General features: G+C 73.1%; 11 protein-coding genes and 1 pseudogene. 11 read left to right on the forward strand and 1 reads right to left on the reverse strand.

Annotation, left to right across the window (positions count from 1 at the left end; genetic code table 11):
• From MBSD_RS15340 to MBSD_RS04635, 11 genes and pseudogenes are all read left to right on the forward strand, one after another.
• A pseudogene (locus tag MBSD_RS15340) lies at nt 1-433 on the forward strand (hypothetical protein); the annotation flags it as partial.
• A 58-nt stretch (nt 434-491) separates the two neighbouring features.
• The gene (locus MBSD_RS04590; RefSeq protein WP_062535509.1) at nt 492-1,532 is read left to right on the forward strand and encodes a fumarylacetoacetate hydrolase family protein; all 1,041 of its coding nucleotides are present in this window, start codon (nt 492-494) and stop codon (nt 1,530-1,532) included.
• Nucleotides 1,529-2,929: an oxygen-independent coproporphyrinogen III oxidase gene (gene hemN / locus MBSD_RS04595; RefSeq protein ID WP_062535511.1), complete on the forward strand. Its 1,401-nt coding sequence runs from the start codon at nt 1,529-1,531 to the stop codon at nt 2,927-2,929. Before MBSD_RS04590 ends, hemN begins: the two co-directional genes overlap by 4 nt.
• A gap of 24 nt (nt 2,930-2,953) precedes the next feature.
• Entirely contained in the window at nt 2,954-3,715 is a 762-nt protein-coding gene (locus MBSD_RS04600) for a helix-turn-helix domain-containing protein (RefSeq protein ID WP_062535513.1), read from the forward strand.
• 233 nt (nt 3,716-3,948) lie between these two features.
• Complete coding sequence (locus MBSD_RS04605) at nt 3,949-6,234, forward strand: nitric-oxide reductase large subunit (RefSeq protein WP_062535514.1); 2,286 nt, start codon at nt 3,949-3,951, stop codon at nt 6,232-6,234.
• 185 nt (nt 6,235-6,419) lie between these two features.
• Nucleotides 6,420-7,676 (forward strand): NnrS family protein, encoded by a 1,257-nt coding sequence (locus tag MBSD_RS04610; RefSeq protein WP_062535516.1) that lies wholly within the window; start codon nt 6,420-6,422, stop codon nt 7,674-7,676.
• A gap of 54 nt (nt 7,677-7,730) precedes the next feature.
• The gene (locus tag MBSD_RS04615) at nt 7,731-8,135 is read left to right on the forward strand and encodes a SirB2 family protein (RefSeq protein WP_062535518.1); all 405 of its coding nucleotides are present in this window, start codon (nt 7,731-7,733) and stop codon (nt 8,133-8,135) included.
• A 26-nt stretch (nt 8,136-8,161) separates the two neighbouring features.
• Nucleotides 8,162-9,403, forward strand: coding sequence for an MgtC/SapB family protein (locus MBSD_RS04620; protein WP_062535520.1), 1,242 nt, complete (start codon nt 8,162-8,164; stop codon nt 9,401-9,403).
• A 279-nt stretch (nt 9,404-9,682) separates the two neighbouring features.
• Nucleotides 9,683-11,140 (forward strand): copper-containing nitrite reductase, encoded by a 1,458-nt coding sequence (gene nirK, locus MBSD_RS04625; protein ID WP_062535522.1) that lies wholly within the window; start codon nt 9,683-9,685, stop codon nt 11,138-11,140.
• A gap of 19 nt (nt 11,141-11,159) precedes the next feature.
• Nucleotides 11,160-11,948, forward strand: coding sequence for a formylglycine-generating enzyme family protein (locus MBSD_RS04630; RefSeq protein WP_062535524.1), 789 nt, complete (start codon nt 11,160-11,162; stop codon nt 11,946-11,948).
• The gene (locus MBSD_RS04635) at nt 11,945-12,514 is read left to right on the forward strand and encodes an SCO family protein (RefSeq protein WP_082306484.1); all 570 of its coding nucleotides are present in this window, start codon (nt 11,945-11,947) and stop codon (nt 12,512-12,514) included. Before MBSD_RS04630 ends, MBSD_RS04635 begins: the two co-directional genes overlap by 4 nt.
• Before the next feature lie 7 nt (nt 12,515-12,521).
• On the opposite strand, the gene MBSD_RS04640 is transcribed toward MBSD_RS04635, so the two are convergent.
• On the reverse strand, nt 12,522-13,700 hold the full coding sequence (locus MBSD_RS04640; protein WP_062535526.1) for an esterase/lipase family protein: 1,179 nt from the start codon (nt 13,698-13,700) through the stop codon (nt 12,522-12,524).
• Between the last annotated feature and the right edge of the window lie 17 nt (nt 13,701-13,717).

The following is a 13,717-nucleotide window of genomic DNA, read 5'->3' on the forward strand; positions in this document are numbered from 1 at the left end:
CAACGGCATCGGCCCGCTGCACTGGGACATGGACGCGGCCGCGGTGCGCCGTGCCTGGGGCCGGCCGCTGTATCCGCCGCAGCCGCCCGCCGATGCGCAGGCCTGCTACTACCTGTCGCCGCACGCGGATCGTCGCGACCTGCTGTTCATGCTCGAGGGCGACCGCCTGCGCCGCGTCGACGTGCGCACCGCCGGCAAGGTCGCGCCCGGCGGCGGACGCGTCGGCATGAACGCCGAGACGCTGCGCCGGCTGTACGCCGGCCGCATCGAGGCGCAGCCGCACAAGTACGTCGCCGGCGGGCAGACGCTGGTGGTGACGCCGCCGTTCGGCGGCGCGGCGCGGCTGGTGTTCGAAGTCGGCGCCGACGGCGCGGTGACGGCCTGGCGCATCGGCCTGCCGCCGCAGGTGGACTACGTCGAGGGCTGTTCGTGACGCGCCGCGGCGCATCCGCAAAGGCAGCGTGCGTCCCGCACGCGACAAGGGAAACTGCATGAAACTCGGATCCTTGAAGGAAGGCCGTCGCGACGGCACGCTGGTGGTGGTCAGCCGCGACTTGCAGCGCGCGGTGCGCGCCGACGGCATCGCGCCGACCCTGCAGGCCGCGCTGGACGACTGGGCGCAGTGCGCGCCGCGGCTGAACGCGCTGGCCGAGGCGCTCGCGGCCAGCAGCGCCAGGGGCGCGTTCGATCTCGACATGGCGGCGCTGGCCGCGCCGCTGCCGCGCGCCTACGAGTTCGTCGACGGTTCCGCCTACCTGCCGCACGTCGAGCGCGTGCGCCGCGCGCGCGGCGCCGAGGTGCCCGCCTCGTTCTACACCGACCCGCTGATGTACCAGGCCACCAGCGCGGGCTTCTACGGCCCGCGCGATCCCATCCTCGCCGGCAGCGAGGAGTGGGGCATCGACCTCGAAGCCGAGGTGGTGGTGGTCACCGACGACGTGCCGATGGGCGTCACGCCGGCGCAGGCGGCCGCGCACATCCAGCTCGTCGGTCTGGTCAACGACGTCTCGCTGCGCAACCTGATCCCGGCCGAGCTGGCGAAAGGTTTCGGCTTCCTGCAGTCGAAGCCGCGCTCGGCGCTGTCGCCGGTGTTCGCCACCCCCGACGAACTGGGCGACGCCTGGCGCGGCGAGAAGCTGCACCTGCCGATGCGCACCTGGATCAACGGCCGCTGGTTCGGCGAGGCCGAATGCGGCGTCGACATGCAGTTCAGCTTCGCCGAGCTGGTCGCGCACGCGGCGAAGACGCGCCCGCTCGTCGCTGGCACCCTGGTCGGCTCCGGCACGGTTGCCAACCAGGACACGTCGAAGGGCGCCTCCTGCCTGGCCGAGCAGCGCACGGTGGAGACGCTGCGCGACGGCAAGCCGTCGACGCCGTTCCTGAAGTTCGGCGACAGCGTGCGCATCGACGTCACCGACGCCGGCGGCCGCAGCATCTTCGGCGCCATCGAGCAGCGCGTCGAGCGCGCGCCGGCGCCGCGCCTGACCCGGATCAAGGCGCGGCCGCCCGCGGGCGCTAGCCTGCGTCCATGAACGCCGTCATCGCCGCCCCTGCCTTCGATCCGGACCTGATCGCGCGCTACGACACGCTCGGACCGCGCTACACCTCGTACCCCACCGCGCCGCAGTTCCGGCCGGACTTCGGCGAGGCCGAGCTGCGCGCCCACGCGCGCGCCTCCAACGAGGATCCGATCCCGCGCCCCCTGTCGCTGTACGTGCACGTGCCGTTCTGCATGAGCCCGTGCTTCTACTGCGGCTGCACGCGCATCATCACCCGCGACAAGTCCAAGGCCGACGTCTACCTGTCGCGGCTGTACCGCGAGATCGAACTGACCGCGGCGATGTTCGACCGCGACCGGCCGACGGTGCAGTTGCACTTCGGCGGCGGCACGCCGAACTTCCTCGACGTCGGCCAGATGAGCGAGCTGATGGACTCGCTGGGCCGGCACTTCAGCCTGACGCGCGCGCCGACGCGCGAATTCGGCATCGAGATCGACCCGCGCTTCGCCGACGCCGACTACGTGCGCGCGCTCGGCCCGCTCGGCTTCAACCGCATGTCGCTCGGCGTGCAGGACTTCGACCCGGCGGTGCAGGCCGCGGTCAACCGCGTGCAGAGCGTCGAGCAGACGCGCGCGGCGATCGAGGCGGCGCGCGAGGCCGGTTTCCGCTCGGTCAACGTCGACCTGATCTACGGCCTGCCGCTGCAGACCGTGGACAGCTTCTCGCAGACGCTGGAGAAGGTGATCGCGCTGCGCCCCGACCGCATCGCCGCCTACAGTTACGCGCACATGCCGGAGCTGTTCAAGGCGCAGCGGCAGATCGACGCCGCGCAGCTGCCCGACGCGGCCACGCGGCTGGCGCTGTTCGCGCGCACGCTGCAGATGCTGACCGCGGCCGGCTACGTCTACATCGGCATGGACCACTTCGCGCTGCCGTTCGACGAGCTGGCGCGCGCGCAGCGCGAGGGCGCCCTGCAGCGCAACTTCCAGGGCTACTCCACCCACGGCGACTGCGACATCATCGCGCTCGGCATGAGCGGCATCAGCCGCATCGGCGACTCCTACAGCCAGAACGCCAAGGATCTGGCGGGCTACTACGCGGCGTTGGACGCCGGCCGCCTGCCGGTGGCGCGCGGCATCCACCTCGACGAAGACGACCTGATCCGCCGCGCCCTGATCACCGAACTGATGTGCCACGGCCGCATCGACTACCGCAGCTTCGGTGCGGCCTGGCGCCTCGATTTTCCCGTCTACTTCGCCGAGGAGCTGCTGCGCCTGCGACAGCTTGCCGCGGACGGACTGGTGGAAATCCGCCAGGATTCGCTGGTGGTGACCTCGCGCGGACGCCTGCTGGTGCGTATCATTGCGATGTGCTTCGACGCCTATCTGGGGCGCCAGGCGCAGACGGCGCGTTACTCGCGCGCGATCTGAGATCCGCACGCCAAGGCTTCCGCGATGAAGGCTGCGAACCCGGCAGGCAGGCTGCCGCCCGATCCGAACCCGATCGCCGACGACGGCGACGACGTCCGTTTCTGCACCACCTGCGCGTTCAGCGCCTCCTGCCAGGCCAACGGCTACGGCAAGCCGGAGCTGCGCGAGCTGCACTGCCTGGTCGAGCACGTCGGGCCGTTCCGTGCCGGCGAGCACGTGTTCCGCACGCGCGATCCGTTCAAGGCGGTGTATGCCGTGCGCGCGGGCACGGTCAAGACCGCAGTGGTAGACGAGAACGGCCGCGAGCAGGTGCTGGGCTTCTATCTGCCGGGCGAGCTGGTCGGCCTGAACGCGATCTATCCCGAGCACTACCCCTGCGACGCGGTGGCGCTGGACACCGCCTACTTCTGCCGCTTCTCGTTCCCGGCGATGAGCCAGCTCGCCGCGCGCATGCCGGCGGTGCAGTCGCACCTGTTCCGCCTGCTCAGCAAGGAAGTCGGCACCGCCTCGCTGCTGGCCGGCGACTACAGCGCCGACGAGCGCATGGCCGCGTTCCTGGTGGACATGGCCGACCGCTACGCCGCGCGCGGCTTCTCGCCGCACAAGTTCCGCCTGAGCATGTCGCGCGGCGACATCGCCAACTACCTGCGCCTCGCCGCGGAGACGGTCAGCCGCGTGCTCGGCCGCTTCCGCGAGCAGAAGCTGATCCACGTCGACGGCCGCGACGTCGAGATCCTCGACGACGGACGCCTGCGCGCGCAGGCCCGCTGCATCCTGCACCGCTGAACCCCGCGCGGCCGGCCGCGCCCGTTCCGTTCGCCCGACGCGGGCCGCAGGCGGAATCCGCCGCGCGGCTGCGCCCGCGCGATGCGCCGTCGCGGCGCCGCGCGCCGCGTCAGCCGCGTGCGACATCGCGCCGCGGTCCCGCGCCGGCGGCGCTTGACCGGGATCAGCGGCGCGGGCGCCGCGGATCGCGAGGATGGGCGCCGTCGGACCGGAGGGTCCCGCGGAGACGCCCGATGAACGCGACACGCAAACTGTGGACCACGCTCGGCCTGCTGCTGGCGGCCTCGTTCGCGGTCCTGCTGTGGATGGGACGCGAGATCTACCACGCCGCGCCGCCGCTACCCGAGCGCGTGGTCGATGCCGGCGGCCGGCTGCTGTACACGCGCGACGACATCCTGGCCGGCCGCGACGTCTGGCAGACCACCGGCGGCCAGCAGCTCGGCTCGATCTGGGGCCACGGCGCCTACGTCGCCCCCGACTGGAGCGCGGACTGGCTGCACCGCGAGGCGCTGGCGCTGCTGGAACGCATGGCGCAGGCGCGCTACGGCGAGGCCTATGCCGCGCTGGACGCCGGGCGCAAGGCCGGGCTCGAGGCCGAGATGCGCGCCGCGCTCAGGCCGAACACCTACGACGCCGCCACCGGCACGCTGACCGTCTCCGACGACCGCGCCGCCGCCATCCGCGAAGTCGCCGCGCACTACGAGGCGCTGTTCGGCAGCGACCCCGCGCTGGCGAAGCTGCGCGAGGACTACGCGATGCGCGACGCCACCGTGGACACGGCGGCGCACCGCCATGCGTTGACCGCGTTCTTTTTCTGGAGCGCGTGGGCGGCGGTGACCGGGCGCCCGGGCGCCGGCGTCAGCTACACGCAGAACTGGCCGTACGATCCGCTGGTCGGCAACGAGGCGCCGCCGTCGCTGCTGCTGTGGTCGGTGTTCAGCGTGCTGTTCCTGGTCGCCGGCATCGGCGCGCTGGCCTGGCACCACGCCGCGCGCAGGCAGGAGGCGCCGCCGCCGGTGCCGGCCGCCGATCCGCTGGCCGCGCTGGCCATCACGCCGTCGATGCGCGCCACCGCCAAGTACTTCTGGCTGGTAATCGCGCTGTTCCTCGTGCAGATCCTGCTCGGCGCCACCACCGCGCACTACCAGGTCGAAGGACAGATGGTGTACGGCATGCGCCTGGCCGACGTGCTGCCGTACGCGCTGACCCGCACCTGGCACACCGAACTGGCCGTGCTGTGGATCGCCACCGCGTGGCTGGCCACCGGCCTGCTGATCGCGCCGGCGATCGGCGGCCGCGAACCGCGTTTCCAGCGGCTGGGCGTCAACGTGCTGTTCGGCGCGCTGGTCGCCGTGGTCGTCGGCGCGTTCGCCGGCCAGTGGTTCGGCGTGATGCAGAAGCTCGGCCTGGCGGAGAACTTCTGGTTCGGTCACCAGGGCTGGGAATACACCGATCTCGGCCGCGTCTGGCAGATCGGCCTGTTCGCCGGCCTGCTGCTGTGGTTGTTCCTGGTCGGGCGCGCGCTGTGGCCGGCGCTGCGCAGGCGCGACGGCAGCGGCAGCATCGTCGGCCTGCTGTTCCTGTCCACGGTGGCGATCGCGCTGTTCTACGGCGCGGCGCTGATGTGGGGGCGGCACACGCACATCGCGATGGTCGAGTACTGGCGCTGGTGGGTGGTGCACCTGTGGGTCGAGGGCTTCTTCGAGGTGTTCGCCACCGCGGTGATCGCCTTCCTGTTCACCCGCTTCGGCCTGGTGCGCGCCGCCACCGCCACCGCCAGCGTGCTGTTCGCCACCATCGTGTTCATGGCGGGCGGCGTGCTCGGCACGTTCCACCACCTGTACTTCACCGGCACGCCGACCGCGGTGATCGCGCTGGGCGCCTCGTTCTCCGCGCTGGAAGTGGTGCCGCTGGCGCTGATCGGCTTCGAGGCCTGGGAAACCTGGAAGCACGGCCAGGCCGCGCCGTGGATGGCGCGCTGGCGTTGGCCGCTGGCGTTCTTCGTCGCGGTGGCGTTCTGGAATCTGGTCGGCGCCGGCCTGTTCGGCTTCCTGATCAACCCGCCGCTGTCGCTGTACTACATGCAGGGCCTCAACCTGACCGCGCTGCACGGCCATACCGCGCTGTTCGGCGTGTACGGCATGCTCGGCATCGGCCTGATGCTGTTCTGCCTGCGCCTGCTGAAGCCGGACGCGGTATGGAACGATGCGCTGCTCGGCAAGGCGTTCTGGGCGTTCAACCTCGGCCTGGCGCTGATGGCGCTGTTGACCCTGCTGCCGATGGGCGTGCTGCAGCTCGAGGCCGTGCTCGGCCGCGGCTACTGGTTCGCGCGCTCCGAGCAGTTCATGCAGCAGCCGATCATCCACCTGCTGGTGTGGCTGCGCGTGCCCGGCGACACCATCTTCAGCATCGGCGCGCTGCTGATCGGCTGGTTCACGCTGCGTCTGTGGATCGCGCCGCGCACGATGGCCGCGCCGCGCGGCGAGCCGCTGGCCGCATTGCGGCGCCGCGCCGACTGAGCGGCGGCCGCCAGGGTTCCCCGCCCGGCGCAGGGGCCGGGCGGGGCGCTGCGGGGCGGACGGCGCCGGCCGTCCGCCCCGACGCGTTGACCTGGGTCAGTGCGATGCGGCGCGTCCGCGGCGCATGCTCGACGCTGTCCGGACCATGCCGGCGCCCCTCCGCGACGCGCGCCACCCCGCTTCTCATGGACCAGTCCGTCGTCCCGCCGCCCGCCTCGACGCGCCCGCCCGCGCTCGCCGAGCTGCCGCGCATCCTCGCCGCGGCGCCGCACCGCATGATGTTCTTCGCCGGCGCCGTCGCCGTGCTGGCGAGCATGGGCTGGTGGGCGCTGGAGCTGTCGGCGGGGCGTTGGGGCTGGACCTGGCTGCCGCAGCCGGCGGTGCCCGCAGGCTGGGCGCACGCGATGTTCGCGCAGTACGGCATGCTCGCGCCGTTCGTCTTCGGCTTCCTGCTGACCGTGTTCCCGCGCTGGATGAACCAGCCGGAGCTGACGCGCGCGCACTACGTGCCGGTGTTCGGCGGCGTGTTCGGCGGCTACGTGATCGCGCAGGCCGGACTGTTCGGGCTGCGGCCGCTGCTGGTCGGCGGCGCGGTGCTGATGATGTCCGGCTGGCTGATCGGGTTGTCGCATCTGTTCGGCGTGCTGCGCCGGCATGGGTTCAAGGACCGCTGGGCGCTGTCGTGCTTCGGCGCGCTGTCGGTGGGCGCCTGCGGCCTCGCGCTGTTCCTCGCCTTCATGCTCGGCGCCGATCCGCGCCTGGCGCTTGCGGCGATCAAGCTGGGCACGTTCGGCCTGCTGCTGCCGGTGTACTTCACGGTGGCGCACCGCATGGTGCCGTTCTTCAGCAACAACGTGGTCGCGGGCTACCGCGTGGTGCGGCCGGCGTGGTCGCTGCCGCTGCTGTGGGCACTGCTCGCCGCGCACCTCGGCTTCGAGTTCGCGCAGGCCCAGCGCTGGCGCTTCCTCGCCGACCTGCCGCTGGCGCTGTTCTTCCTCGGCCACTGGCTGGCGTGGCAGCCGTGGAAGGCGCGTCGGCCGGGCCTGCTGGCGGTGCTGTACCTCGCGCTGGCCTGGTTGCCGGCGGCGTTCGCGCTGTTCGGCGCGGACAGCCTGTGCGCGCTGCTGCGCGGCGCCAGTCCGCTGGGACGCGCGCCGGTGCACGCGCTGACCGTCGGCTTCTTCGGCTCGATGCTGGTGGCGATGGTCACGCGCGTCACGCACGGCCATTCCGGCCGGCCGCTGGCGATGGGGCCGGTGCCCTGGTTCACCTTCCTCGCCGTGCAGGCGGTGGCGCTCGGCCGCATCGGCGCCGAGTTCGCCGCCGACGCGCCGCGCGCCTACGCGCTGGCCGCGAGCGGCTGGTTGCTGGCGTTCCTGCCGTGGGCGCTGCGCGCGGCGTACATCTACCTCACGCCGCGCCGCGACGGCCGTCCGGGCTGAGCGGACGGCCGTCGTGCGGTACCCTGCGCGCTTTCCGCTCGCACGGTGAACCGCATGGCGCTGGCCTACTTCTACCCGCAGATCAAGCTGCTGCACATCTGGTGCGTCGCGTTGTCGGGCACGCTGTTCCTGTTGCGCGGCTCGCTGCGCATGGCCGGCGTCGGCTTCGCCAATCACGCCGCGCTGCGTTATCTGTCCTACGCGATCGACACCACGCTGCTGACCGCGGCGCTGATGCTGGTGGCGATCCTGCGCCAGTACCCGTTCGTGCAGGGCTGGCTGACCGTGAAGGTGCTGCTGCTGGCGGTGTACATCGCGCTCGGCACGCTGGCGCTGAAGCGCGGGCGCACGCCGCGCGCGCGCGCCGTCGCCTTCGTCGCCGCGCTGGCGGTGTACGCCTTCATCGTCTCGGTGGCGATCGCGCACGATCCGCGCGGCGTGTTCGCGCTGCTAAGCTGAGGACCGGCCACGGCGAGGGACGGCGCATGGGCTACGACGAAGGCACCCTGCTCGGATTGCTGGCCGCCCTCGGCGGCGGTCTGCTGGTCGGCGCGGAGCGCGAGCGCCGCAAGGGCGTCGGCCCCACCCGCGGCGTGGCCGGCCTGCGCACCTACACGCTGGCCGCGCTGCTCGGCGCGGTGGCGGCGATGCTGGGCACGCCGGCGCTGCTGCTGGCCGGCGCCGGCCTGCTGGCGCTGGTCGCGATCGGCTACCTGCGTTCGCGCGAACACGATCCCGGCCTGACCAGCGAGATCGCCCTGCTGCTGGTGTTCCTGCTCGGCGCGCTGGCGCTGCACGCGGCGCAGTTCGCCGCGGCGCTGTTCGTGCTGGTGACGATCGTGCTGGCCGGCAAGCAGCGCATGCACCGTTTCGTGCGCCAGGTGCTGAGCGAGCGCGAGCTGCGCGATGCGCTGATCCTCGCCGCCTCCGTGCTGATCGTGCTGCCGCTGCTGTCGGAGCGCGCGATCGATCCGTTCGGCGTGCTGAGCCCGCGCAAGCTGTGGCTGCTGGCGGTGCTGGTGATGGCGATCAACGCCGCCGGCTACATCGCCCTGCGCGCGTTCGGCCCGGCGCTGGGCCTGCCGCTGAGCGGACTGACCGGCGGCTTCGTCTCCTCCACGGCGACGATCGCCGGCATGGGCCAGCGCGCGCGGGAACAAGCCGCGCTGCTGCCGGCCTGCGTCGCCGGCGCGATGCTCGCCAACGTCTCCACCGTGGTGCAGCTGGCGATCATCCTCGCCGTGCTGGACCACGCGCTGCTGGCGCGGGTCATGCCGGCGCTGGTCGCCGCGGGCGCGGTCGCCGCGCTGGCCGCGGGCGCGGTCGGCTGGCGCATGCGCGGCACGCGCGGGTTGGCGGCGCCGCTGCCGGCGGGACGCGCGTTCCGCTTCGAGCAGGCGCTGCTGTTCGCGGCGATCGTCGCCGTCGCCCTGCTGTTCGGCGCCTGGCTGCACCGCTGGCTGGGCGACGCCGGCGCGGTGGCGGCGCTGGCCGCCGCCGGCTTCGCCGATGCGCATGCGGCGGCGGTGTCGGCGGGCCAGCTCTCCGCCAGCGGCGAGCTGGGCGTCGCCGCGGCCGCCTCCGCCGTGCTGGCCGCGTTCGGCAGCAACTCGCTGCTGAAGGTCGGCGCCGCGGCCACCGGCGGCCGCCGTTATGCGATGCCGCTGATCGTGGCCATCGTGCTGATGAACGTCGCCGCCTGGCTGGCATTCGCCCTCGTGCCTTAGCACGCGGCCGGCGACGCGCAGGAGCGCGCGCTGCGGCGCGCTGTCGCACGCCGCTGACGGCGGTCACGCGCCTGCGCACGGTTGCCGCAGGCGCGCCGCGGAATCGCCGCAGCCCAACAGCGGCGCGGCTTGCAGCGGTTCGCCGCGATGCCGCGGCGCGTGCGCCGGTGCGCACATGCGGCAACCCGTCGCACCCCGCTGATGACCATCAGGGACGCGCGCATGCCGCTGCGTACGCTGGCGCCATCGCCGGACGAGCGGTCCGGGAAGGAGCCTGCAATGAAACGCTTCATCAGGGGATGCGTGCTGTTGGGGATGGCGCTGGCGGCCGCCGGCTGCCAGCGCGGACCGGCCACGGCGCAGGCGGACGCCGGCGCGCCGCAGGGCGAACCGATCCGCGCCGTGCTGACCAGCCCGCCGAACGTGCCGCCGCCGGTCACGCGCGACCACCCGGCGCGGGTGATCGTCGAGCTGGAAGTGAAGGAGGTGAAGAAGGAGATCGCCGACGGCGTCTTCTACGACTTCTGGACCTTCGGCGGCACCGTGCCGGGCAGCTTCATCCGCGTGCGCGAGGGCGACACCGTCGAGCTGCATCTGAAGAACCCCGCCGGCTCGCACATGCCGCACAACATCGACCTGCACGCCGTCACCGGCCCGGGCGGCGGCGCCGAGCCGACGCTGACCTCGCCGGGCCACGAGCGCGTGTTCACCTTCAAGGCGCTGAAGGCCGGCCTGTACGTCTACCACTGCGCGACGACGCCGGTGGGCATGCACATCGCCAACGGCATGTACGGCCTGATCCAGGTCGATCCGCCCGGCGGCCTGCCCAAGGTCGACCGCGAGTACTACGTGATGCAGGGCGACTTCTACACCACCGGCAAGTACCACGAGCCCGGCCTGCAGGCGTTCGACCTCGAGAAGGCGATCGACGAGCGCCCGACCTACGTGCTGTTCAACGGCCGCGAGGGCGCGCTGACCGGCGCGAACGCGCTGCACGCCAAGGTCGGCGAGACCGTGCGCCTGTTCGTCGGCAACGGCGGCCCCAACCTGGTGTCGAGCTTCCACGTGATCGGCGCGATCTTCGACAAGGTCTGGGACGGCAAGTCGAGCCACTTCGAGGAGAACGTGCAGACCACGCTGATCCCGGCCGGCGGCTCCAAGGTGGTCGAGTTCCGCAGCGAGGTGCCGGGCAAGTACCTGCTGGTCGACCATTCGATCTTCCGCACGTTCAACAAGGGCGCGATGGGAGTGCTGCAGGTGGACGGCCCCGAGGCGCCGGCGATCTACCACGCCGCGCCGGCGGATGCGCCGGTGGCGATGCCGGCCGAGCACGCGCATCCGGCGCCCGCCGCCGATACGCCTCCGCAGAAGACCGCGGCGGCGGACCCGATCGCGCGCGGCAAGCAGGTGTTCGACAGCACCTGCGCGGCCTGCCACCAGCCGACCGGCAGCGGCATCCCCGGCGCGTTCCCGCCGCTGGCGAAGTCGGATTATCTCGCCGCCGATCCGAAACGCGCGGTGCACATCGTGCTGCACGGCCTGAGCGGCAAGGTCACGGTCAACGGCCAGCACTACGACGCGATGATGCCGCCGTTCGGCCCGCAGCTCAGCGACGACGACGTCGCCCACGTGCTGACCTACGTGCTGAACAGCTGGGGCAACCCGGGCGGCCGCATCCACAGCGACGACGTCGCCGCGGCGCGCCGCGGCGGCGCCCGCAACGAGGCCTCGCGCTGAGGCGGGCGAGGGCAGGTGCATGATCCGCTCGCTGCTGCTGGCGTCGCTGCTCGCGCTGTCGGCGCTGCCGGCAGCAGGGGCGGCGGAGTACGTGCGCGTGCCGGGCGGCGCCTTCCGCAGCGTGCTGGCGCAGGAAGGCGGCGCGCGCGCGGTCGAGGTGCCGGCGTTCCGCATGCGCGCCACGCCGGTGACCAACGCCGAGTTCCTCGCCTTCGTGCGGCGCGCGCCGCGCTGGCGGCGCGACCGCGTCGCCGCGCTGTTCGCCTCGCCGGGTTACCTGTCGCGCTGGGCGGGCGCGTCGACGCTGGGCGCCGGCGCGCCGCCGAACCAGCCGGCGACGCGGGTCAGCTGGTTCGCCGCGCGCGCCTACTGCGCATCGGAAGGCGCGCGCCTGCCGCGCTGGATCGAATGGGAATACGCCGCCGCGGCCGACGCGACGCGCCGCGACGCGCGCAGCGACGCCGCCTGGCAGGCGCAGGCGCTGGCGCGACTGACCGCCGCCTTCGGCGCGGCGCCCGCCGAGGTCGGCGGCGACGCGCCCAACCTCTACGGCCTGCACGACATGCGCACGTTGGTGTGGGAGTGGGTGGACGACTACGCGGCGCTGTTCGTCAACAGCGACGCGCGCCAGCCCGGCGAGGCCGCGCTGCTCGGCCTGTGCGGCGGTGCCGCGCTGGCCTTCGCCGACCGCAGCGACTACGCGCTGCTGATGCGCGTGGCGGCGCTGGCCGCGCTGGCGCCGGCCGACGGCGCCGACAACGTCGGCTTCCGCTGCGTGCAGGACATCGAGGGAGTGAAGCATCCATGACCGCCATGCGCCGCATGCTCGTCCGTTGCGCCGCGCTGCTGCTCGCCGCCGCCGGCGCGGCCGCCGCCGCGCCGCCGCCCGGCGACTCGCTGTACCAGACCGCGCTGGCGCTGCAGGACCAGCAGGGCCGGCGCTTCGATTTCGCCGCGCTGCGCGGGCGGCCGCTGCTGGTCAGCGTGTTCTACGCCTCGTGCCATTCGGCCTGCCCGCTGACCATCGAGACCATCGCGCGCGCGCGCCGCGCGGCCGGCGCGGGCGCGCCGGACGTGCTGATGGTCAGCTTCGATCCGGCCCACGACGACGTCGCCGCGCTGGCGGCGATGGCCGCCATGCACCGCGTCGACGCCGCGCACTGGCGGCTGGCGCGTCCCGAGCGCGGCGACGTCGAGGCGTTCGCGGCGACGCTGGGCGTGGCCTACCGGCCGCGCGGCGACGGCGATTTCAGCCACAACGTGGTGATCGCGCTGCTGGACGCCGACGGCCGCATCGTCGCGCGCAGCAGCCGCCTCGGCGAACCCGACGCCGCCTTCGTCGCGGCGGTGCGACGGCTGGCCGCCGCGCGCTGAGCGTCGTTCAGGCGACGTGTGCGGCCAGGCTGGCCGGGTCGCCGTCCCAGGGATCGAAATAGCTGCGCCCGGCGCGCGCCACCGAGTGCTGCGGCCCGCGCGGCGTCATGCGCAGCGCCTTGCGGCCTTCCAGCCACAGCGACACCGCGTTGGCGATGCGCGCGCTGCGGCAGACGCGGGCGTGGTCCGCGGCGTCGGTGTAGGCGGCGAAGGTGACGCCGCGCACGGCGGCGGAGAGGAAGTGCACGCGGCCATCGCCCTGCGCGTCCGTGCGCACGCCGGCGAAGTCGAACCAGTTGGGGTTGCGCGTGTTGCGCGTCTGCACGGGCAGCGTGCGCGGCGTGGCGACGCCGGCGCCGATCATCACCATCACGCGGTCGGCGGCCGCAGCCAGCGCGGCGTCGGGCAGCAGCGGCGCCGGACTGCCGCCGCCGTGGACCGCGGCGCGGCCACGCACCAGCGCCTCGGCGTCGGCGAGGAAGCGCGCGCTGAATTCGCCGCCGTCGCGCACGTTGGCCTGCCAGCGGGCGGCGTCGAACAGGTCCAGCGGCTTGCCGGCCTCGTCGACCGCGGCGTCGCGGTAGGACGGCGTCATCGCGTACACCGAGGGGAAGGTGCGGGCGATGCGGCGGTAGTCCTCGTCGGTGCCGAACATGCCGTCGCGCTCGCCCTTGACCAGCGACTCGGCGGCGCCGATCGCGCCGCGGAACGGCGGCGCGATGAACACCACGCGGCCGATGCCGGCGAACGGATCGCGCGCGTTGCGCAGGCCGAGCGCCGAGCGCAGCACCAGCCCGCCCATGCTGTGGGTGACGAGCGACAGCGGCGCGCCGCGGCCGTGCATGCGCTCGCGGTCCTCGACTTCGCCGATGAACTGCACCAGCCGCGCCGCGGCCAGCTCCACCGGCTTGCGCCAGTCGTAGGTGAACACGTGCACCGGCTCCGGCGCCTTCCACGCGCGCAGCTTGGCCAGCAGCGGCGCGTAGGCGTAGCGGATCAGGCGGAACGGGCGCATCCAGTGCGCGTCGCCGAGGTCGTGGCGGCCGTCGCCGAGCATCAGGTCGAGCGGATTCTCGAAGATGTCGCCGACCGTCATGTCCTCCAGGCTCCAGCGCACCGGCCAGTCCAGCGGATAGCTGTCGACCAGCTCGGAGCCCTTGATGCCGGGGATGAAGACGATGGCCATGGCGATGTCCGTTCCGC

Origin of the sequence: Mizugakiibacter sediminis (genome assembly GCF_000953855.2) — a bacterium.
Lineage (GTDB): Bacteria > Pseudomonadota > Gammaproteobacteria > Xanthomonadales > Rhodanobacteraceae > Mizugakiibacter > Mizugakiibacter sediminis.